A 21,897-nucleotide genomic window follows, 5' to 3' on the forward strand; every position below is an offset into this window, starting at 1 on the left:
ATGGAATTTCATCACGTATCAGTACTCTTAAATGAGTGTATTGATAATTTAAACATAAAACCAGATGGTATATATGTAGACTGTACAATGGGTGGAGCTGGACACTCAAAAGAGATAGTTAAGAGATTATCTAAAGATGGATTATTTATTGGATTTGATCAAGATATAAATGCAATAAATACAGCTAAAGAAAGATTAAGTGAATATAGTGACAGAGTTAAGTTTGTTCATAGTAATTTTGAAAATCTAAAAGAAGAACTTGAAAAATTAGGTATATATAAAATAGATGGAGTGCTTGCAGATTTAGGAGTTTCTTCGCACCAATTAGATGAGGCAGATAGAGGATTTTCTTATATGCAAGATGCACCTCTAGATATGAGAATGGACATAAGATGTTCTTTTTCAGCTCACGATGTAGTGAATACATATAGTGAAGAAGAGCTAGCAAAGATAATAAAAGATTATGGAGAGGACAACTGGGCAAAGCGTATAGCTAAGTTTATAGTAGAATCTAGAGAAGAAAAGTCGATAGAGACTACTGGAGAATTAGTAGACATAATAAAAAAGGCTATACCTAAAAAGGCAAGAATTGATGGGCCACATCCAGCAAAAAGAACTTTCCAAGCGATAAGAATAGAAGTCAACAATGAGTTAGGTGTTATAACTGAAATGATAGATGATGCCGCATCCGTTATGAACGAAGGTGGTAGGATATGTATAATAACATTCCATTCACTAGAAGATAGAATTGTAAAAAATGCATTTAGAGATTTAGCTACAGATTGTATATGTCCATCACACTTACCTATATGTCAGTGCGATAAAGAATCTTTAGTAAAGGTTATAACTAGAAAACCGATACTACCAACAGATGAAGAAGTTGAAGTTAACCCAAGATCAAGAAGTGCTAAATTGAGAGTTTGTGAAAGAATATAAAAGTCTAAGCGAGAGCTTAGACTTTTTTGTGTTTTATTGAATTAATTTTGTATCAATACATAAAAGGAGGCGCTATATAAAAAGCAAATATAAATATATAACTATTTTTATAAAAATTAAGGAGTTATATTATGAAAAGAAAAAAGAAAAAAGAAAATATAAATGAATATAGAGCAAACAAAAAGAATAATTATAAAAGAAGGATATTAAAAAAAATATTAAAGGGATCTATTAAATTAGGGTGTGTAGCATTTGTATTTTTATTTATATCGACATGTATGTATGGTTATAGTGAAGTATCTAAACTGAAATATAAAATAGGTGAGTTAGAATCAGTATTACATAATAAAACTATAGAAAAAGATAATATACAAGTAGAGATAGATTTACTTACTAGAAGCAAAGAAATAGAAAAAAAGGCTAATGAAGAATTGGGAATGGATTATCCTTTGGATAATCAAATAAAGTATATAGAAGTATCTAAGTAGGGGGGAGTTAATTGAGTAAAATAAAAAGGTTGAGCAAAAAAAGGTTAGTTGTTGTACTGATAATGGCATGTGTTGTATTTTTTATGCTTATATTTAGAACTGGGTATTTACAAATAGTAAAAGGGGATTGGTTAACAGCGAAGGCTCTAGATCAACAAACTAGAGATATACCTATAGAACCTAAAAGAGGAACTATATATGATAAAAATATGAAGGAACTAGCTGTAAGTGTTACTAAGTATACTGTGTGGGCTAAACCTGTTGAGGTAAAAGATAAAGAAAAATCTGCAAAAATAATAGCTCAGATGATCGGTGAAGAATATGATGACGTTTTAAAATTATTAAAAAGAAAAGACATGGCATTAGTTAAAGTTAAAAGATGGATAGATGATGAAACTGCTGCTAAGATAAGAGATTCTAAACTACCTGGGATATGGGTTGCTGAAGATAATCAAAGATATTATCCTTATGGTAATTTTGCTTCTTATGTATTAGGACATACTTCAGATGATGCAACAGGTATAGCTGGTATAGAAATGCAGTATGATAAACATTTAAAAGGTAAATCGGGTAGACTTATTGTCAGTACAGATGCATCAGGAAGAGAAATTCCTCATGGAATGGAAAAATATTATGAGCCAGTTCAGGGGAATGGATTAGTTTTAACAATAGATGAAGTAATACAACATTATACAGAAAAAGCAGTTCAAAAAGCATATGAACTTAATAATGCAAAAAGAGTTACGGCTATAGCTATTGATCCGAAAACAGGGGATGTATTATCTATGGCATCTAAACCAGATTATGATCCTAATCAATCAAGAACTCCTATATATCCATATTATGAAGAAGAGTTAGATGGTTATAGTGATAAAGATAAAATAAAAGGATACTTTTCTATGTGGAGAAATCCAGCAGTTAGTGATACATATGAGCCAGGATCAACTTTTAAACTTGTAACTTCATCTGCAGCTGTAGAAGAGGGCGTAATCAAAGAAGGTGAAAAATTTACTTGTAACGGAACTGTTACTGTTGCAGGACAAAAGATAAGGTGTTGGAGACATTATAAACCTCATGGAGCTCAAGAATTTAAGCAAGGTGTTCAAAATTCTTGCAACCCAGTATTTGTAGAATTAGGGCAACGTTTAGGTGTATCTAAAATGTATGATTACATAGAAGCTTTTGGATTTATGGATACTACGAAGTTGGATTTACCTGGAGAAGCTAAAGGAATTTTATATAATGAAAAAAATGTTGGACCTGTAGAGTTAGCAACTATATCATTTGGCCAATCTATTTCAGTTACACCAATGCAATTAATAAGTGCTATAGGGGCTATTGCAAATGACGGTAAGCTTATGCAGCCTAGAGTAGTTAAAGAAATGGTAGATAACCAAGGAAATGTGACAGAAACTATAAATCCTAAAGTGGTTAGACAGGTTATATCAGAAGATACATCAAAGAAAATGATGGAGATAGTTGAATCTGTTGTTAGTGAAGGATCTGGAAAAGCTGCATATATACCAGGTTATAGAATTGGAGGTAAGACAGGAACAGCTCAAAAGGTTATAGATGGTAAATATGCACAAGGTAAGTATATATGCTCGTTTGTAGGAATTGCTCCATGTGATAACCCAGAAATTGTAGTTCTTGCTATAGTAGATGAACCAACAGGAGTAAGTGCATTTGGGAGTACAACAGCAGGACCTATAGTGAAAGAAATAATGAATGATTCGTTAAAATATTTAGGGGTTGAGCCTAAATATAATGAAGATGAAAAACAAGAGTTTGAAAAGGAAAAAGTAAAAGTTCCTAATATTATAGATTTAAGCATAAAAGATGCAATTAAGGTTTTAGAAGAAAATAAATTGAAACCTATACAAGACGTAGACACTGAAATAAAAGGCAGTGCTAAGGTTGTAGATATATTTCCAAAACCGGGGGCAGAAGTTTCGATAGATTCAGGAATTGTAATATATACAGATAATTAAAGATAGAGGCATTAATAAACATCTTCAAAAAAATTAACATATAGTATATAATTAATGAGTTGATAGTTTAAGAGCAATGTATATAGTTCTATATACATTGCTCTTTATTAGGATTTCTAAAGGTTTACAAAAGTGTAAAGTATTTGATATTCTATAAAATTACATACTAAAATATTATAAATATAGATGATGAACGTATCAAAAAGATTTATAATGTGTTAGTAGACTTATTTAGAAGGAGGTTTAAGTATGGAATCTTTATCCATAAAAGAACTAGTGGTGGCATCTAATGGAACATTAGTAAAAGGTAATGAATTAGATGAAATAAAAAATATAGTTATAGATAGTAGAAGAGCTACAGTGGAGGATGTTTTTATAGCTATAATAGGCGAAAATTTAGATGGACATAAATTTATGCAAGCAGCTCTTGAAAATGGATGTAAAACTTTTATAAAAAATAAAAGTAATGGCATAAAAATTGTAAGTTCGGATATAAATTTAATAGAAGTAGAAGACACAACAAAAGCACTTGGAGATATTGCTAAGTTTTACAAAGAAAAATTTAATATACCATATATAGGAGTAACAGGTAGTGTAGGAAAAACTACAACTAAAGATATGATATATGCAGCTATATCTAATGAATTTAATACATTAAAAAATGAAGGTAACTTTAATAATCATATAGGTGTTCCGCTTACATTATTTAACTTAAATTCTAAACATGAATGTGCAATAATCGAGATGGGGATGTCGCATTTTAATGAAATAGAGTATTTAGCTAATATAGTAAATCCTAAAATAGGTGTTATATCAAATATTGGATTATCTCATATAGAAAACTTAGGATCTCAAGAAGGAATATTAAAAGCAAAACTAGAAATTACTTCTAATTTTGATAAGTCTAATACTTTAATAGTAAATGGAGACGATGAGTACTTAAAGAAAATATGTAAAGATGAACTAGGATATGATATAAAGACATTTGGATTTAATAAAAATAATGATATATATTGTTTAGATTACTCTATAAACGAGGAAAGCCTAAGATTTACATGTTTTATAGAAAATAAAGAAGTAGAAATATTTATACCTACTGTAGGTAAACATAATATATATAATGCTATGGCAGCTATTCTTGTAGGATTAAGTCTAGGAATGGATTTAGACGATATAAAAAATGGATTAAGAAATTTCAAGGCAAGTAAAATGAGGCTAGACATAATAAAAAAAGATGATTTGACAATAATCAATGATGCATATAATGCAAGTCCTGATTCTATGAATGCGGCACTTGATATATTAGGTAGATATGAAAAAAAACGAGTTGCAATACTTGGAGATATGTTTGAGATGGGAGAACATTCTGAGTATGGACATAGGCTTGTAGGTGGATATGCAATAAATAATGTAGATGTCCTAATTACTATAGGTGAAAGTTCTAAATATATAAGTGATGAAGCGATTGAATTAGGTATAGACAAATTAAATGTTCATCATTTTTACAATAAAGAAACAGCAATTGAAAAATTAAATGATATAATAGGTAAGGATGCTGTAGTTTTAGTTAAAGCATCTAGAGGTATGCAGCTAGAAAATATAGTACAATATTTAAACAGGTAGATAACATTAAAGAAACAGCCAGCAAGGGAGAGGAGTTATATTATGTTAGGAATAACAGAACTTACGTATACAGCGATGATTTCATTTCTTATAGTTATTATATTAGGTCCGATATTTATACCTATGTTAACTAAATTTAAATTCGGTCAAACGGTAAGAGATGATGGACCACAAACACATTTACAGAAAAACGGAACACCTACTATGGGTGGAATAATGATGATAGTAGCAATATTAGTTACGATTCTTACTAGAATGAAAATAAGTTCAGACATGACTATGGGACTTTTATGCATAGTAGGATTTGGATTTGTAGGATTTGTAGATGATTTCTTAAAAATAAAATTAAAAAGATCATTAGGGTTAAAAGCATATCAAAAGTTATTATTACAAGTTGCATTAGCTACATTATTAGCATATTATCAATATACTAATTCACCAAGTGCTACTCAATTTATAATACCTTTTACAAATATTACATTTAACTTAGGAGCTTTATACGTTCCTGTGATGGTATTTATAATACTTGGTACTGTAAATGCAGTTAACTTAACAGATGGATTAGATGGATTAGCATCAGGAGTAACTGTTATAGTTTCTTCTTTCTTCATGTTACTTGCAGCTAGCTATGGATATACAGATGTAGCAATACTAGCAGCAGCTACTATAGGAGCGTGTATTGGGTTCTTAGGGTTTAATTCTTACCCTGCAAGGGTATTTATGGGAGACACAGGTTCTATGGCCTTAGGAGGTGCTGTTATATCATTTGCAGTACTTACAAATAGTGTTTTAATAATACCTATAGTTGGAGGTATTTATTTTGCAGAAGCAATTTCTGTTATACTTCAAGTTGGATCTTATAAACTAAGAAAGAAAAGAATATTCAAAATGGCACCAATACATCATCACTTTGAACAATGTGGATGGCCTGAGACTAAAGTTATATTTGTATTTTGGATAACATCTATAGTATTAGCTTGGATAGGTATAATAGCAGTATTCTAATTTACGGGGGTAAGAACAATGGACTTAAAAAACAAAAATGTCTTACTTGTAGGACTAGCAAAGACTGGAGTATCTACTATAAAGAAATTAGATAAGTTAGGCTCAAAAATTATAGTAAATGATATAAAGTCAGAAGATGAATTAAAAGATATAATAAAACAAATAGAAAATCTAGAAAGTGTGGAATACATTTTAGGGCATCATTTAGAAAATGTAGATAATATAGATTTAACTATAGTATCTCCAGGAGTTCCTCTAGATTTACCGTTTATACAAAAACTAAAAAATGCAAAAATTAAAATAATTGGAGAAGTAGAATTAGCATATAAGCTATCTAACAATCCTACATTCATAGGAATAACAGGTACAAATGGAAAGACAACAACAACTAGTTTGGTTGGAGAGATATTTAAAAAAGCAAATAAAGATACATATATAGTGGGTAATATAGGAAACCCAGTTATAGATACTGTAGATTTAGCAGATGAAAAATCTTTTCTTATAACAGAATTGAGTAGTTTTCAGTTAGAAAGTACAGAAGATTTCAAACCTAAAGTAAGTACAATAATAAATATAACTGAAGACCATTTAAACAGACATCACACAATGGAAAATTATATAAATGCTAAAGCAAGAATATTAAAGAACCAAGATGCAAGTGATTTTTCAATATTAAATTATGATGATTCTACAGTAAGAGGTTTAGCGAATAATACAAATGCTAAAGTTTTATTTTTCTCACAAAAAGAAAAAGTAGAACAAGGTGCATATCTAGATGAAAATAATAATATAGTTATAAAGATTGACGGAGAAGAAATAATTTTCTTAAATAAAAATGAATTAAGTTTACCTGGAAATCATAACTTAGAAAATGCTATGGCAGCTACTTTAATGGCTTACGTATCAAACATAGATTTAAATATCATAAAAGATACTTTAAAAACATTTAAAGGTGTAGAGCATAGATTAGAGTTTGTAACAAACAAAGATGGGGTAATGTTTGTAAATGACTCAAAAGGAACTAATCCAGACTCAACTATAAAAGCTATAACTTCATATGAAAGACCGATAGTTTTAATAGCTGGAGGTATGGATAAGCAAAGTGACTTTACAGAGATGCTTAGCTATGCGACTAAAAATGTAAAAGCATTAGTATTATTAGGAGAAACAGCAGATAAAATCGAATTAAGTGCAAAAAAACAAGGTATCACTAACATAATAAAGGTTAATGATATGAAAGAAGCTGTTAAAAAAGCTTATACATTAGCTGAATCAGGAGATGTAGTTTTATTATCACCAGCTTGTGCAAGTTGGGATATGTATCCAAACTTCGAGGCGAGAGGATTAGACTTCAAAGAAAATATATATAAGTTATAATATATACTGGGAATGGAGGTAGGTCTAATTAATGCCTAAAGAGATAGTAAAAAAACGTGTTAGTAGGGGGATAAAAACAGATTTTGATAATGTTGTATTTTATACAACTATGTTGTTAGTATTTATAGGAATCATAATGGTTTTTAGTGCTAGTTTTATACAATCTACATTTAAACTAGATGATTCCTATTATTTTTTAAAAAGAAATGTAATTTATGCAACATTAGGATTTATTGTAATGATTTTCACGTCTAAAATTAATTATAGATTTTGGTATAAAAATTCTAAAAAATTAGGAATTGGAGTTATTATTTTGCTTTTGTTGGTTCTTTCTCCATTAGGAACTTCATTAAATGGAGCGCAAAGATGGTTAGGATTTGGAGGATTAACTATACAACCAGCAGAGTTAGCCAAGTTCGCAACTATAATAATAACTGCAAAACTAATAGAATTAAAATACGACAAGATAAAATCTTTAACTAAAGGAGTTATACCACTTCTTATAATACCTTGTATTTTCTTCGTATTGATAATATTGCAGCCTAACTTATCAACTGCAGGAACCGTAATATTAGTAACATTTGTTATGATATTTGTTGCAGGAATGGATATGAAAATTGTATATGCTATGTTTGGGGCTGGAGTTGCATTGTTTGGTGCAATGGTTTTAGCTGCACCCTATAGACTTGCTCGTGTTACATCATTTTTAGATCCATTTAAAGATCCATTAGGTTCAGGATATCAAGTTATACAAGGATTATATGCACTAGGTTCAGGTGGGTTATTTGGGCTTGGGCTTGGAAAGAGTAGACAAAAGTATTTTTACATACCAGAACCACAAAATGATTTTATATTTGCCATAATTGGTGAAGAATTAGGACTTATAGGCTGCGCAATAGTAATAATGCTATTTGTATTTTTAGTTTATAGATGTATAAGAATTGCAATAAGATGTCCTGATGTATTTTCATGCATGTTAGTTGTTGGAATAGGAGCTCAAATTGGTATTCAAGCTGCATTAAATATTGCAGTTGCAACATCATCAATGCCAGTTACAGGAGTAGCTCTACCATTTATAAGTTATGGAGGAACATCGCTTATAATATTTATGGCAGCAATAGGGATAGTACTTAATGTCTCTAAACATGTAAAAATGAATTAGACAGGAGATGGAATAAATGAAAGTTTTATTATCTGGCGGAGGTACAGGAGGTCATGTATATCCTGCAATAGCAATAGCAAATAAAATAAAAGAAGAAAATCCAGATGCTGAAATAGTTTTTGTTGGAACTGAAAAAGGAATTGAGTCTGAAATAGTTCCTAAGTATGGTTATGAATTAAAAACAGTTACAGTTCAAGGATTTAAGAGAAAAATAGATTTTGATAATGTTAAGAGGGTTTTTAAATTATTTAAAGGATTAGAACAATCAAGAAGAATTGTAAAAAAATTCAAACCAGATGTTGTTATAGGAACAGGCGGGTATGTTAGCGGACCTGTATTATTTAACTCATCTATGAGTAAAGTACCTACTATAGTTCATGAACAAAATTCTTTTCCAGGTGTAACTAATAAGATTTTAGCTAAAATGGTAACTAAAGTTTTAACTAGTTTTGAAGATTCTCATGTAAGATTTCCAGAAGAAACTAGAAATAAACTAGTACTTACAGGGAATCCAGTTAGAAAAGAAATACTTGTATCTAGAAAAAATGTATCTAGAAGAAAACTAGGAATACAAGAAGATAAAAAAATGATCTTATGTTATGGTGGTAGTGGAGGATCAAGAAAAATAAATGATTCTATGAAATTAGTCATAAGAAATCTTGTTAATGAAGATATAGCGTTTATATATGCAACTGGTAAAAACTTCTATCAAGGATTTATGGATGATATAAATGATTTAAATTTAAAACCATATCAAAAAGTTGTCCCTTACTTAGAGGATATGGCAAGTGCGTTAGCTGCCTGTGATATAGTTATAGGAAGTGCTGGAGCTATATCATTAGCTGAAATAACTGCATTAGGAAAGCCGTCTATAATAATACCAAAAGCATATACAGCAGAAAATCATCAAGAATATAATGCTAAGAGTGTAGAAGGCAAAGGTGCAGGTATCGCTATATTAGAAAAAAATCTTACTCCAGAAACTTTAAATGATACAGTGTTTAAATTATTAGGAGATAGAGAATTACTGATGGATATGGCTAATGCAAGCAAAGAAATTGGTAAGCCAGAGGCAATAGATATAATCTATAAAGAAGTTATGGAAGTTTATAATAGAAATAATAAACCAATTAAAAAAGTAAGTAGCCCAGAGATAGAAAAAAATGATCAAATAGAAACTGGAGCTAAAGAAGTTAAAACGATTGGAATAAAAAATAAAAAGTAACATATTTCCCCCCTAGGACATAGTATTAAAAATATAAGAAAGTTATATTTTAGCCTTAAATACTTGCTACTAGGGGGGAATAATTTTGTCAAAATATATAATTAATGGAGGCAATAAAGTAGAGGGGAGGCTATCTATAAGAGGAGCTAAAAACTCTGTGCTGCCTATAATGGCTGCATCTATATTAAATGAATCTGAGAGTATAATAAACAATATTCCTAATATATCAGATGTGCATGTAATGATAGATATACTAAAAAGCATAGGATGTAGAGTTGAATATAAAAATTCTACTTTATATATTGATAGTTCGAATATAGATAATAATAGTGTTAAGGAAGAATATATGAAGATGCTTAGGTCATCTATAATAGTAATGGGAGCTATGATAGGAAGATTTAAGGATATAAACATAAGTTATCCGGGCGGATGTTCTATAGGATCAAGACCTATTGACTTACACTTGGAAGCTTTAGAAAAATTAGGAGTTAATATTACTGAGGAAGATGGATATATATATTGTAATAGAGATGAATTAAAAGGTAGTATTATAAATTTATCTTTTCCTAGTGTCGGAGCAACAGAAAATGCGATGCTTGCTGCAGTTAAAGCAAAAGGAACGACAATCATAAATAATGCTGCTAGAGAACCAGAAATAGAAGACTTGCAACAATTTTTAAACTCTATGGGAGCAAAAGTTAAAGGAGCAGGAACAAATTGTATAAAAATTGAAGGTGTTGATAAGTTAATGGCTGCAAGTCATACGATAATACCTGATAGGATAGCTATAGGGACTTATATGATAGCAAGTGCTATAACTGGTGGTGTCCTAGAGGTAGATCGTGTTATAAGAGCGCATATGGATCCTATAGTTAAGGAACTATCTAATGCGGGGTGTACTATTGAATATAAAAATAATGGATTAATAATGACTCCACCTAAACAAATATTGCCTATAGATATTATAAAAACATATCCACATCCTGGATTTCCAACAGACATGCAGTCGCAAATGATGACTCTACTTTGTTTTGCTAAAGGTCAAAGTATACTTCAAGAAACTATTTTTGAAAATAGATTCATGCATTGTAGTGAACTTATAAAAATGGGGGCAAATATAAAGACTATAAATGAAAATAGTTGCAGGATAAAAGGTGTAGAAAGATTAAATGGAGATGTTGTCAAAGCTATGGATTTAAGAGGTGGGGCAGCATTGATACTGGCAGGATTAGCTGCTGAGGGTGAAACTGAAGTTTTAAATATTAATCATGTTGAAAGAGGATATGAAGATATAGAATTTGTATTAAAAAACCTTGGAGCTGAGATGAAAAAAATATAAAAAATGATGAAGAAATCCAATTAGTTGTATGTTACTATTGCGATTTCTTTTTTTTGAAAATTAAATTTGGACAGCTTAGCTTTAATTGAAAGGAAATTATTTAAATTAGTAGTATTTTATATATAGGAGTTTTATGCAAAAATATGATTTTGTTTGTATGAATAAAAATTATGTGAATCTAAAATTGTAAATTGTCAGGGGCGTTTTTTATAGAGAAGGGGTGAAACATGAAAAAAAATAAATATAGGATAAATAAAAGAGGAAAAATAACTCTATATTCCTTTATACTATTGGTAATATTGTCCGTATATATATGTATTAGTAGTAGTATTTTTGAGTTGAAAGAAATTAAATTAAGTGGAAATGAAAAATTAAGTAAGAAAGATATTATAGCTACATCAAATTTAAAACTAGGTGGAAATTTATTTCAATACAATATAGAAGATATAGAAAAAAGCATCTCGAATAATGCTTATATAAAGGACGTAAAAGTTAAACGTAAAATCCCAGATAAACTAGAGATAAATATAATAGAAAATAAAGAAGATGCTATAGTGAAATTAGGGAAAAATAATATATACATACAAAACGATGGGTTGATCTTATCTGAAAGCACTAAAATAACAAATGAAAATATACCTATAATAACAGGTATTAAATTGGAAAAAAATAAAGTTAAAGAACATATTGATATAATTGGAGAAACTAAACAAAATTTGTTGATTTTGATGTTACAGTGCTTAGGAAATAACAATATGAATAGGGAAATTGAAATGATAAACATTAATAAAAATGATGTAAAGATGAAAACTAATGATGATATTAATATAGATATAAAGTTAGACGATAATATAGATTATAATATAAAAAAGTTAAGACAAATATTGGTAGATTTAAAATCTAATAATATAAAAAATGGGAATGTTGATTTAACAAATAAAGAACAAGCGATATACTCTCCTTGATATGAAAGGTAATTTGAGATACAGGAGTCAGTATAAAGGATTAGTTATGGTGAATTCTTTCAAGTATTGAACAAAAAGGTAATATATTTACAAATTCTTATAAAAACATGCATAAAAAACTTGAATAATATAGGTGTTTCAAAGTAAAATATAGAAGGTGAATATTTATGATATAGGTAATTGGAGGCATTGCATTAGTAATAATAGTGGAGTATTATATTCCCATAACATATACAATGTATTACTTTTTATATATGTCAGTTCAATATTAGCTGTAATGGATTTTATTTTGAAACGATAAAATCTAGTTTTAACAATAATTATGATAACATTATATTTATAACTGGTTTTTTATGGGAATACATTGATTGCAATATTTTTAACTTATATAGGTGATAAATTAGGTGTTCCTATGTGTTATGTAGCAATATTAGTGTTTGCAACAAGATTATTTGACAAATTGTCAATTATAAGTAGATATATTATATCTAATTTATCCAATAAAAAAAGAGGAAAATAAACTTTTTTGTGGAATAACTTAGTTAAATATTAACAAAATGCTAATATAAAATGATATAATTAATACATAGATTTACTTTGAATATTAAATAAGGAGGTTTATAGATGCTAAACTTTGACGTAGAAATGGATAACTTTGCAAAAATCAAAGTAATAGGCGTAGGTGGCGGTGGAAACAACGCTGTCAATAGAATGGTTGAAGCAGAACTTAAAGGTGTTGAGTTTATAGCTGTTAATACAGATAAACAAGCTTTGTATACATCTAAAGCTGAGCACAAAATACAAGTTGGCGAAAAACTTACTAGAGGTCTAGGCGCAGGAGCTAACCCAGAGGTTGGTAAAAAATCTGCAGAAGAAAGTAAAGAGGAAATATTAAAAGTCCTTGAAGGTGCGGATATGGTATTTGTAACTGCAGGAATGGGCGGAGGAACAGGAACAGGAGCTGCACCAGTAGTTGCTCAATTAGCAAAAGAAATGGGTATACTTACTGTTGGAGTAGTAACAAAGCCTTTTGCATTTGAAGGTAAAGTAAGAATGAAAAATGCAGAACAAGGTATAAAAGAATTAAAGACTAAGGTAGATACTTTAATAACTATACCAAATGATAGATTATTACAAATAGTTCAAAAGAATACATCTATGTTAGAAGCATTTTCTATAGCTGATGATGTATTAAAGCAAGGTATAGAATCAATATCTGATCTTATCGCTGCACCTGGACTAATAAACTTAGACTTTGCAGATGTTCAGTCTATAATGAAAGAAAAAGGGCTAGCTCATATGGGAATGGGGAAAGCTCAAGGTGAGAATAGAGCGATAGAAGCTGCAACTCAAGCTATACAATCACCATTATTAGAGACATCGATTAAAGGAGCTAAGGGTGTTTTACTTAACATAACAGGCGGAGCTAATTTAGGTCTATTTGAAATAAATGAAGCATCTACGTTAGTTCAAGAGTCTTGTGATTCGGAGGCTAACATAATATTTGGAGCTACAATAAAAGAAGATTTAAAAGATGATCTTGTTATAACTGTTATAGCCACTGGATTTGAAGATGGACAGGATATGGAATTAGATTTTAATAGAAATAATGCTGGTAATCAAAATCCAGGATTTCAACAACCTAATATGAATAATCATATAAATAGAGAAGCTCAAAGACCAGTTATGCAAGAAGCTAAAAAAGAAGAAGAGCCTGTTGCTAAGCAAAGCACAAGTTCATCATATATAGAAAATGATGATATGGAAATACCAACATTTTTAAGAAGAAGAAGATAATCTTATCTTCTTTTTTTTTGCATTTTTTTGTTTTATTAGAGAATAAATTAATTACAATTCGACTATCAATTATGACATAAAACTCACATACTTTAAATTATAATATAGTTAAATGTTTAAGGGGGGATGATGGTGTATGTCGAGTATTATGCAATTGAGAACTTACTAATAAATTATATTATAATAAGCTGTACAGCTATTCTGACTAAAAACTATACTACTAATAAGAAAAAATGGAGTGGAGCTATATTAGGTATGGCATATTCTATTGCATATTTATTTCCTAATCTAAGTTTGATGTTTACATTGCCTATGAAAATACTAGTGATATTAATAGTTGCTAAAATTACCTTTCAATATCAAACTTTTCAAGAATATATACGGATTTTATTAGTATTTTATTTTGTTAATATATTCATAGCAGGCAGTTCTTTTTTTATAATATATTTTACAGGAACTACACATATGACCATATCTTTTATAATTTTAGTATCTTACATAAGTGGAATTATTCTTAAATATATTTATAACGACATAAAAGAGTTGAAATACATGAGTAGTATGAAAAAAGATATAAAGATATGCATAAATGAAAATGAAGTAGAATTAAAAGCTTTAGTAGATACAGGTAATTTACTAAAAGACCCTATAACTAAACAGGAAGTAGTAATTATAAGCGCTAATAAATTATATGAAATTTTACCAGAAGAATTCCAAAAGTTAGATTTTAAAAATATAAATATGACTACAATAAATAAAATTATAGAAGATGTAGATGAAAATATATCATATAGAATTAGACTTATACCTGTAAAGCAAATCAATGATGAAAATTTAGTCATAGGGATAAAGTCAGATTATGTACATGTTGATGGTCATAAAATACCTAATGTAATTTTAGGGCTTTCAAATTTTAATGAAGATGGATATAGTGCTATTTTAAATCCACAATTGCTAGTTAGTATATAAATTCAAAGGGGGAGAGTTTATTGAAAATATTAGTACGATTAAAAACAAAAGTTATAAGTTACATCTTTAGCGTTTTATCTAAGTTAGGGTTATTAAAACCAAAAGGATTATATTATTTAGGAGGTGTCAATATTTTGCCACCACCTCTTTCTAGTAAAGAGGAAGCAGAATTATTACAAAACTTAGAAAATGATGAGAGCATTAAAACTATTTTGATAGAAAGAAATCTTAGATTAGTTGTGTACATATCAAGAAAGTTTGAAAATACAGGGATTGATGTTGAAGATTTAATATCTATAGGCACAATAGGATTAATAAAGGCTGTAAATACATTTAAATTAAATAAAAATATAAAATTAGCAACGTATGCATCTAGATGTATAGAAAATGAAATATTGATGTATTTAAGAAAAAATAATAAGAAAAAATCAGAAGTTTCATTTGATGAACCGTTAAATGTAGATTTAGACGGCAATGAGTTATTATTATCTGATATTTTAGGCACAGAAAATGATGAAATATATAAAGTTATAGAAGAAGAGATAGATAAGGATTTATTAGTTATGGCACTTGATATCCTATCAGATAGGGAAAAACAAATTATGGAATTGAGATTTGGATTATCGACTAAAGGTGATGAAAGAACTCAAAAAGAAGTAGCTACAATGCTAGGAATATCTCAATCATACATATCAAGATTAGAGAAAAAAATAATATCAAGGCTAAAAAAAGAAATGAAAAAATTTGTATAGTATATAAATAATTCCTCTTAAAAAGTATAAAAATATACTATCTGTAAATAATTGTATAAGAAATACTTTTTAAGAGAGGACTGAGAAAAATGCAAATAAACAAAGTTGAAATCTGTGGAGTAAATACCTCTGAGTTACCAATTCTTAAAAATAATCAAATGACGGAACTTCTTATTAAGATAAAAGATGGAGATGACGTAGCGAGACAAGAGTTTGTAAGAGGAAATTTAAGATTGGTACTAAGTGTAATTCAAAAGTTTAACAATAGAGGGGAAAATATTGATGATTTATTTCAAATAGGTTGTATAGGACTTATAAAAGCAATTGATAATTTTGACTTAAGTCAAAATGTAAGATTTTCAACTTATGCAGTCCCTATGATTATAGGTGAGATAAGAAGATATCTAAGAGACAATAACCCTATAAGAGTAAGTAGATCCTTAAAAGATATTGCATACAAAGCGCTTCAGGTTAGAGAAAGGTTAGTAAGATCTAACTCTAAAGAACCGACTGTTTCTGAAATAGCTAAAGAATTAGAGCTAGAGGTAGAGGATGTAGTTATGGCTTTAGATGCTATACAAGATCCTATATCATTGTTTGATCCAGTTTATCAAGATAATGGAGATGCAATTTTCGTAATGGACCAGGTTCAAGATAAAAAAGATACAGATGAAAACTGGTTGCAAGAAATAGCACTTAAAGAAGCTATAAAAAAATTAAATGGACGAGAAAAGTTGGTTTTAGATTTGAGATTTTACAAGGGAAGAACTCAAATTGAAGTTGCTGATGAAATTGGAATTTCTCAAGCACAAGTTTCTAGAATAGAAAAAAATGCACTTAAAAATATGAGAAAATATATATGATATTTTATGCAAAAGCAACAATGCTTTTGCATATTTTTTTTACTTAATTGAAAACTCATATTAATTGTAAAAAAATGTAAAAGGTGTTATAATTTATAATGAATTATCTAAACAAAGAAGGAGAATTAAATGTTAAGCTCGTCATTATCTTATATTATAATAAGAAGTTTTCCAGAATGTGCATTATTAATATTAGCAAGTTATATATTACTAGGCATAAAGTTAAACTTTAAAGAGATGCTTAAACAGTCTATTTTATATTTAACTGTTTTAACTTGTATAAGAATGTTGCCTATAAGTTTTGGAATACATACTGTTTTAAGTATGTTTGCGTTAGGCATTATTTTATATAAGTTGAAGAATCAAGATATAATAAATACTATATTAACTATATCAAAGATATTTGTATGTTTAGCTATGAGTGAAGGAATATACATGTTAATTATTAATAATATTATGGGTGTTCCTACTGAAGTATTGACAGATAATACAAGGATATCAAGTGCATTATTAACACTACCATCATTATTAATATTTATTATATTAGTTGTAATTTTAAATAGAATAACTAAAAAATTAAGCAAGAACCATTAATATAATTAAAATAGGGGAAAAAATATGTCTGTTATAGAAAAGGTTTCCTATAATATTTCAAATAAAATAGGAAATAAAGCTAATAAGAGTAAAGATGAAATCGAAGTTATTAACTATGGGTTGTTTATGGCTATTCACACTTTAGTATCTATAATAATTACTATTATAGTAGGTGTATTAATAGGTAAATTAAATGAAATTTTATTAATATCTTTAGTTGCTTCGAGTTTAAAAAGGTGTTCTGGAGGAGTTCATGCAACATCTCCAAATAGGTGTTTGATAATAGGGGTTATAACATCAATAATATTTACATATATAAGTTTGATTTTTGGAAGATATAGTGATTTAAAAAATTTAATAATATTTAGTGCATTAATATTAAGTACATGCTATTTTGTTTTTTATAAAAAAGCTCCTGTAGGAACTAAAAATAAACCATTGAAAAAGGAATCTATAAGAAAAAAATTAAGAAAAAAATTATTTATAACTCTCAACTTATATTATATATTAATAGCAATATTTATATTATGTATGTTTGAAAATCTTATAGATTACAATTTTATAAATTATATATATTGTGTAGAATTGGGAATTGTATTGCAATGCATAGCCTTAACTAAGTTTGGAGAATATACTATTTTAAAATTAGATAGTATTCTTACATATAAAAATATATAGGGGGTTTAGTTATGAACTTTTTAGCAAATTTATTTTCAGATTTTGCCATATCTTTAGGAAATGGAGCAAGCACTATGTGTTCTTTGATGTTTTTTGAACCAGAGATGCCAAAATCAATGAGAGAAGAATAATAAATATAAACCATGAGGTATATTCCTCGTGGTTTATTGATTATTACAAAAGATTAGGTGAAAATAATGAATGAATTTGAAAGTATAAGAAATAAAAAAATATTTGAGATGTTAGCTATAATAAAAGTTATATATATTCTTTTAGGTATCGTAGCTATGATAAGTTCGCGTAAAAATATGAATAGTTTAAATTACATTATAGTAACTGTATATACTGTATCTATAGCATCACTAAGTATAGTATACTTTATGTGGTTATCAAAAAGACAATATAAAATAAGAAATGATATAGCTAAACCGAGAGATAATATAGAAACTATTTTACTAATGTTAATTTGTACGGTTATTATAATAGCTACAGGAAAAGAAAATAGTCCTTATAAATTTTTATATATTTTTATAATTATAATATCTTCTATACAATTTGGAAGGAATTATGCTATATATGTTTCTATAATATGCTCTATGTTAATATATGGAGTAGATATAATATCTATATATTTTGGAAGTGGATTTGGTGAAGTAGGAAAAGAATTACTTACTGGTTATTTTCAAATAGATATAGTAATAGTAAGTGCATTTTTAGTTACATCGTGGATACTTGGGATGTATGTGAATATTGAAAAAGAACATAGTCATGAATTACAAATACTAGCTAATGTAGATGAACTTACGGGTCTTTACAACCATAGATATTTTCAAGAATCTTTAGAAAATATAATGGAATTAGCTGATGAAAATAAAACGTCTGTATCCTTGTTATTTATGGATATAGATTATTTTAAAAACTATAATGATATAAATGGGCATCAAGCTGGAGATTTATTATTAAAAGAAATTGGAAATATATTAAAATCAAGTATAAGAGAAAATGATGTTGTGGCAAGGTATGGTGGGGAAGAGTTTGCAGTCATACTTCCAGATACTAATGAAGAGGATGCTGTAAAGGTAGGAGAGCGAATAAGAGTAAGTATAGAACAAACCTATTTTTATGGACAAGAAAGCCAACCGAATCATAATATGACTATATCTATAGGCGTATCATCTTATCCATTAAGAGCTAACAATAAACACCAGTTTATAAATACGGCGGACGATGCATTATATAGAGCAAAATCATTGAATAAAAATAGAGTAGAAGTATATTACAGTGTGCTAGAAGAAATAGCGGATCATATATACATAGATGAAGAAACAGGGAAATCTTTAAAACGATTTATAAATATGATAAACAAAAAAGATAGATATACTTATGGACATACAGAAAGAGTGGTAATATATTTAGGATGGTTTGCTAATTACTTAGAGCTAAATGAAAAAGATAAGCTTAATTTAAAGCTTGCAGCATATCTTCACGATATAGGGAAAGTAGAAATTCCAGAAGAAGTATTAAATAAAAAAGAGAAGCTCACTGATTCTGAATATGAAATGTTAAAGCAACATCCAACTCTAGGTGTAGAATTAATAAAACATATAAAATCATTTGAAGAACTACTTCCTCTTATAAAACATCATCATGAAAGGTATGATGGAAGAGGATACCCAGATAAGTTGTCTGGAGAAGATATACCATATTTAGCAAGGGTTATATCTATAGCTGATAGCTTTGATGCTATAACGTCGCATAGACCGTATAATGTCAGAAGAGGACATGCGGATGCGATAGAAGAACTTAAACGATGTGCTGGTTCTCAGTTTGATCCAGAGCTTGTTGATAAATTTATAAAAATGATAGAATTAAAAAATAATTAAAAAATGGCCAAGAAGGTCATTTTTTTTTATTCTTATACATATTTATTTTTAAGGGGAGGTAGATTATAATATGATTAGAATTTCTGATATAATGGATAAAGAAGTAATAAATGTAAAGAATGGCAAAAGAATGGGTTTTATAACAGATATAGATATGGATGTAAATGAAGGTAAGATAGTATCATTTTCGATAATAGGTGATGGAAGTATGAATTTATTTTCGCGAAATTCTGAAGGACAAGTAGTTTTTTGGAATGATATAATAAAAATAGGATGTGATACTATAATAGTTAATCAAGGTCAAGATCACAGTTTAGATGAATTTAATATATAAAGACAGGATGAAAAGGAGGGATAGACTTGTTATGTCCTTACTGCAACTATAAAGAATCAAAAGTAATAGATTCAAGACATACAGATAGTCAATCTATAAGAAGAAGAAGAGAGTGTGAATCATGTAAAAAAAGATTTACAACATATGAAAAGATAGAATTAACACCTATAATGGTTATAAAAAAAGATAATAGTAGAGAATATTTTGATAGAAGTAAAATAAAAAATGGAATATTAAAGTCCTCAGAGAAAAGACCAGTATCTATAGAACAAATAGAAGATATAGTACAATATATAGAAAATGACATAAATAAAGGTTACATATCTGAAATTGAAAGTAAAAAAATTGGTGAAATGGTTATGGATAAATTAAAAGATATGGATGAAGTTGCATATGTTAGATTTGCATCAGTATACAGACAATTTAAAGATATAAATACATTTGTAAAAGAATTAAAAAACATAATAATGGAGAAGAGATGATACAATGAATAATTACATAAGATTTGAAGATGCAAATAAAAAATGTAACTTTGCAAATTTAGCATTTACAAATATTAAAGTAGATATGGCATCTAAAGAAGATAGAAAAAATATTTGTAAAGAGTTAAAAATGAATTTTGAAAACTTAACAAACAATAAACAAACTCATTCAGATATAGTGAATATAGTAAGTAAAGATGATATAGGGAAGATCAAAGAAGGAGATGCATTAGTTACAAATTTAAAAAATATTCCATTATTAATTTTTGTTGCAGATTGTGTTCCAATTGCAATTATGGATCCTAATAAAGAAGCTGTAGCATTGTGTCACGCAGGTTGGAGGGGTACATATTCTAAAATTTCTGAAAATGCAATAAAAACTATGAAAAAACTATATGATACAAATCCTAGTGAATTAGTTTGTGTGTTAGGACCTTCAATAGGACCTTGCTGCTATGAAGTTTCTAAAGATTTAATTGAAAAATTTAACACAATCATTACAAATAAAGATGAAAAGTTCTATATAATTAAAGAAGACAAGTATTATCTGGATTTATGGAAAGTAAATGAACTAGTACTAAAGAGTTGTGGTGTAAAAGAAGAAAATATAATCAACTTAAATATTTGCACAAGTTGTAATAGTGATGAATTTCATTCTTATAGAAAGCACAATCAAACAACAAAGAGACTAGGTATGATACTTGAAATAAAGTAGAGAGGAGCTAACTTAAGATGAAAACTAAGGTTTTAGTTATAGATGATGAAAAACATATTGTTGAACTTCTTAAATTTAATTTAGAAACTATGGATTACGAGGTACATTCATCATATGATGGATTTGATGGATTTATTAAAGCTAAGGAGATTAGCCCTGATTTGATTTTACTAGATTGGATGTTGCCGAATATAAGTGGTATAGAACTTTTAAAGAAAATAAGAAGTGATAAAGATTTGAAAAATATACCTGTAATAATGTTAACAGCTAAAAATATAGAAAATGACAAAATAGAAGGATTAGATGCAGGGGCAGATGACTATATAACTAAGCCATTTAGCATCAAAGAATTATTAGCTAGAAGCAATTCAGTTTTAAGAAGGTATAATGTAAATAACTCTGAACCTGAAAAAACTATGTTAAGAGTTGGAAATTTAACTGTAAATTTACAAAAACATGAAGTTCTTAAAGGTGAAGAAAAAATAGATTTAACACTTAAAGAATTTGAATTATTAAGGTTATTATTACAAAATAAAGGTAAAGTCTTATCTAGAAATTACCTTTTAGATAAGATATGGGGATATGAATATTATGGTGAAACTAGAACGGTAGATGTTCATATAAGATATCTAAGAAAGAAAATTGAAGGAATTAATGAAGATGAAAAGTACATAGAAACTATTCGAGGAATTGGATATAAAATAGATTAAGGAGCATTT

23 protein-coding genes are annotated in these 21,897 nt (G+C 28.3%); all 23 read left to right on the top strand.

Going from position 1 to position 21,897, the window contains the following annotated elements; translation table 11 throughout:
- The 23 genes from rsmH (at nt 1) to ACRCYC_RS17535 (ending at nt 21,888) form a co-directional block, all read left to right on the top strand.
- Nucleotides 1–936, top strand: a complete 936-nt coding sequence (gene rsmH, locus ACRCYC_RS17425; protein WP_438620372.1) for a 16S rRNA (cytosine(1402)-N(4))-methyltransferase RsmH — start codon at nt 1–3, stop codon at nt 934–936.
- A gap of 131 nt (nt 937–1,067) precedes the next feature.
- Entirely contained in the window at nt 1,068–1,424 is a 357-nt protein-coding gene (locus tag ACRCYC_RS17430) for a septum formation initiator family protein (RefSeq protein WP_438620373.1), read from the top strand.
- Nucleotides 1,425–1,435: 11 nt separating this feature from the next.
- Nucleotides 1,436–3,415 (top strand): stage V sporulation protein D, encoded by a 1,980-nt coding sequence (locus ACRCYC_RS17435; RefSeq protein WP_438620374.1) that lies wholly within the window; start codon nt 1,436–1,438, stop codon nt 3,413–3,415.
- A gap of 249 nt (nt 3,416–3,664) precedes the next feature.
- Nucleotides 3,665–5,038 carry a UDP-N-acetylmuramoyl-tripeptide--D-alanyl-D-alanine ligase gene (locus ACRCYC_RS17440; protein WP_438620375.1) on the top strand — a complete coding sequence of 458 codons (1,374 nt, stop codon included), beginning with the start codon at nt 3,665–3,667 and terminating at the stop codon, nt 5,036–5,038.
- Nucleotides 5,039–5,077: 39 nt separating this feature from the next.
- A complete protein-coding gene (mraY, locus tag ACRCYC_RS17445) occupies nt 5,078–6,043 on the top strand; it encodes a phospho-N-acetylmuramoyl-pentapeptide-transferase (protein WP_438620448.1) in 966 nt (321 codons plus the stop codon).
- An 18-nt stretch (nt 6,044–6,061) separates the two neighbouring features.
- The gene (gene murD / locus ACRCYC_RS17450; RefSeq protein ID WP_438620376.1) at nt 6,062–7,420 is read left to right on the top strand and encodes a UDP-N-acetylmuramoyl-L-alanine--D-glutamate ligase; all 1,359 of its coding nucleotides are present in this window, start codon (nt 6,062–6,064) and stop codon (nt 7,418–7,420) included.
- Between the two features lie 31 nt (nt 7,421–7,451).
- Nucleotides 7,452–8,582: a putative lipid II flippase FtsW gene (gene ftsW, locus ACRCYC_RS17455; protein ID WP_438620377.1), complete on the top strand. Its 1,131-nt coding sequence runs from the start codon at nt 7,452–7,454 to the stop codon at nt 8,580–8,582.
- A 16-nt stretch (nt 8,583–8,598) separates the two neighbouring features.
- The gene (gene murG, locus ACRCYC_RS17460) at nt 8,599–9,807 is read left to right on the top strand and encodes an undecaprenyldiphospho-muramoylpentapeptide beta-N-acetylglucosaminyltransferase (protein ID WP_438620378.1); all 1,209 of its coding nucleotides are present in this window, start codon (nt 8,599–8,601) and stop codon (nt 9,805–9,807) included.
- Nucleotides 9,808–9,892: 85 nt separating this feature from the next.
- Nucleotides 9,893–11,146 (top strand): UDP-N-acetylglucosamine 1-carboxyvinyltransferase, encoded by a 1,254-nt coding sequence (gene murA, locus ACRCYC_RS17465; protein ID WP_438620379.1) that lies wholly within the window; start codon nt 9,893–9,895, stop codon nt 11,144–11,146.
- 338 nt (nt 11,147–11,484) lie between these two features.
- Nucleotides 11,485–12,111 carry a cell division protein FtsQ/DivIB gene (locus ACRCYC_RS17470; protein WP_438620380.1) on the top strand — a complete coding sequence of 209 codons (627 nt, stop codon included), beginning with the start codon at nt 11,485–11,487 and terminating at the stop codon, nt 12,109–12,111.
- Between the two features lie 364 nt (nt 12,112–12,475).
- The gene (locus ACRCYC_RS17475) at nt 12,476–12,631 is read left to right on the top strand and encodes a DUF1290 domain-containing protein (RefSeq protein ID WP_438620381.1); all 156 of its coding nucleotides are present in this window, start codon (nt 12,476–12,478) and stop codon (nt 12,629–12,631) included.
- Nucleotides 12,632–12,735: 104 nt separating this feature from the next.
- Nucleotides 12,736–13,908: a cell division protein FtsZ gene (ftsZ, locus tag ACRCYC_RS17480; protein ID WP_438620382.1), complete on the top strand. Its 1,173-nt coding sequence runs from the start codon at nt 12,736–12,738 to the stop codon at nt 13,906–13,908.
- Nucleotides 13,909–14,034: 126 nt separating this feature from the next.
- Nucleotides 14,035–14,877: a sigma-E processing peptidase SpoIIGA gene (locus ACRCYC_RS17485; protein WP_438620383.1), complete on the top strand. Its 843-nt coding sequence runs from the start codon at nt 14,035–14,037 to the stop codon at nt 14,875–14,877.
- Between the two features lie 20 nt (nt 14,878–14,897).
- Complete coding sequence (gene sigE, locus ACRCYC_RS17490; RefSeq protein WP_438620384.1) at nt 14,898–15,629, top strand: RNA polymerase sporulation sigma factor SigE; 732 nt, start codon at nt 14,898–14,900, stop codon at nt 15,627–15,629.
- 89 nt (nt 15,630–15,718) lie between these two features.
- Nucleotides 15,719–16,492, top strand: coding sequence for an RNA polymerase sporulation sigma factor SigG (gene sigG / locus ACRCYC_RS17495; RefSeq protein WP_438620385.1), 774 nt, complete (start codon nt 15,719–15,721; stop codon nt 16,490–16,492).
- A 129-nt stretch (nt 16,493–16,621) separates the two neighbouring features.
- On the top strand, nt 16,622–17,086 hold the full coding sequence (locus ACRCYC_RS17500; protein ID WP_438620386.1) for a hypothetical protein: 465 nt from the start codon (nt 16,622–16,624) through the stop codon (nt 17,084–17,086).
- 24 nt (nt 17,087–17,110) lie between these two features.
- Nucleotides 17,111–17,764 (top strand): accessory gene regulator ArgB-like protein, encoded by a 654-nt coding sequence (locus ACRCYC_RS17505; protein ID WP_438620387.1) that lies wholly within the window; start codon nt 17,111–17,113, stop codon nt 17,762–17,764.
- Nucleotides 17,765–17,775: 11 nt separating this feature from the next.
- On the top strand, nt 17,776–17,895 hold the full coding sequence (locus ACRCYC_RS17510; protein ID WP_438620388.1) for a cyclic lactone autoinducer peptide: 120 nt from the start codon (nt 17,776–17,778) through the stop codon (nt 17,893–17,895).
- Between the two features lie 66 nt (nt 17,896–17,961).
- The gene (locus tag ACRCYC_RS17515) at nt 17,962–19,647 is read left to right on the top strand and encodes a bifunctional diguanylate cyclase/phosphohydrolase (protein ID WP_438620389.1); all 1,686 of its coding nucleotides are present in this window, start codon (nt 17,962–17,964) and stop codon (nt 19,645–19,647) included.
- A 70-nt stretch (nt 19,648–19,717) separates the two neighbouring features.
- The gene (locus tag ACRCYC_RS17520; RefSeq protein WP_438620390.1) at nt 19,718–19,981 is read left to right on the top strand and encodes a YlmC/YmxH family sporulation protein; all 264 of its coding nucleotides are present in this window, start codon (nt 19,718–19,720) and stop codon (nt 19,979–19,981) included.
- Nucleotides 19,982–20,007: 26 nt separating this feature from the next.
- Nucleotides 20,008–20,463 (top strand): transcriptional regulator NrdR, encoded by a 456-nt coding sequence (nrdR, locus tag ACRCYC_RS17525; protein ID WP_438620391.1) that lies wholly within the window; start codon nt 20,008–20,010, stop codon nt 20,461–20,463.
- A gap of 4 nt (nt 20,464–20,467) precedes the next feature.
- Complete coding sequence (pgeF, locus tag ACRCYC_RS17530; protein ID WP_438620392.1) at nt 20,468–21,178, top strand: peptidoglycan editing factor PgeF; 711 nt, start codon at nt 20,468–20,470, stop codon at nt 21,176–21,178.
- Nucleotides 21,179–21,195: 17 nt separating this feature from the next.
- Nucleotides 21,196–21,888, top strand: coding sequence for a winged helix-turn-helix domain-containing protein (locus ACRCYC_RS17535; protein WP_438620393.1), 693 nt, complete (start codon nt 21,196–21,198; stop codon nt 21,886–21,888).
- The last annotated feature ends 9 nt before the right edge of the window (nt 21,889–21,897 follow it).

The organism is Paraclostridium sp. (genome assembly GCF_051657365.1).
In the GTDB taxonomy this organism is placed as follows: domain Bacteria; phylum Bacillota; class Clostridia; order Peptostreptococcales; family Peptostreptococcaceae; genus Paraclostridium.

Bases quoted from the DNA above. Each gene is read 5' to 3' on its own strand.
- ACRCYC_RS17535 (WP_438620393.1), top strand. From the start codon at position 21,196: ATGAAAACTAAGGTTTTAGTTATAGATGATGAAAAACATATTGTTGAA.
- pgeF (WP_438620392.1), top strand. From the start codon at position 20,468: ATGAATAATTACATAAGATTTGAAGATGCAAATAAAAAATGTAACTTT.
- ACRCYC_RS17500 (WP_438620386.1), top strand. From the start codon at position 16,622: ATGTTAAGCTCGTCATTATCTTATATTATAATAAGAAGTTTTCCAGAA.
- murD (WP_438620376.1), top strand. From the start codon at position 6,062: ATGGACTTAAAAAACAAAAATGTCTTACTTGTAGGACTAGCAAAGACT.
- ACRCYC_RS17440 (WP_438620375.1), top strand. From the start codon at position 3,665: ATGGAATCTTTATCCATAAAAGAACTAGTGGTGGCATCTAATGGAACA.
- ACRCYC_RS17430 (WP_438620373.1), top strand. From the start codon at position 1,068: ATGAAAAGAAAAAAGAAAAAAGAAAATATAAATGAATATAGAGCAAAC.
- sigG (WP_438620385.1), top strand. From the start codon at position 15,719: ATGCAAATAAACAAAGTTGAAATCTGTGGAGTAAATACCTCTGAGTTA.
- ftsW (WP_438620377.1), top strand. From the start codon at position 7,452: ATGCCTAAAGAGATAGTAAAAAAACGTGTTAGTAGGGGGATAAAAACA.
- ACRCYC_RS17515 (WP_438620389.1), top strand. From the start codon at position 17,962: ATGAATGAATTTGAAAGTATAAGAAATAAAAAAATATTTGAGATGTTA.
- rsmH (WP_438620372.1), top strand. From the start codon at position 1: ATGGAATTTCATCACGTATCAGTACTCTTAAATGAGTGTATTGATAAT.
- ACRCYC_RS17485 (WP_438620383.1), top strand. From the start codon at position 14,035: ATGATGGTGTATGTCGAGTATTATGCAATTGAGAACTTACTAATAAAT.
- ACRCYC_RS17505 (WP_438620387.1), top strand. From the start codon at position 17,111: ATGTCTGTTATAGAAAAGGTTTCCTATAATATTTCAAATAAAATAGGA.
- murG (WP_438620378.1), top strand. From the start codon at position 8,599: ATGAAAGTTTTATTATCTGGCGGAGGTACAGGAGGTCATGTATATCCT.
- ACRCYC_RS17510 (WP_438620388.1), top strand. From the start codon at position 17,776: ATGAACTTTTTAGCAAATTTATTTTCAGATTTTGCCATATCTTTAGGA.
- ftsZ (WP_438620382.1), top strand. From the start codon at position 12,736: ATGCTAAACTTTGACGTAGAAATGGATAACTTTGCAAAAATCAAAGTA.
- ACRCYC_RS17520 (WP_438620390.1), top strand. From the start codon at position 19,718: ATGATTAGAATTTCTGATATAATGGATAAAGAAGTAATAAATGTAAAG.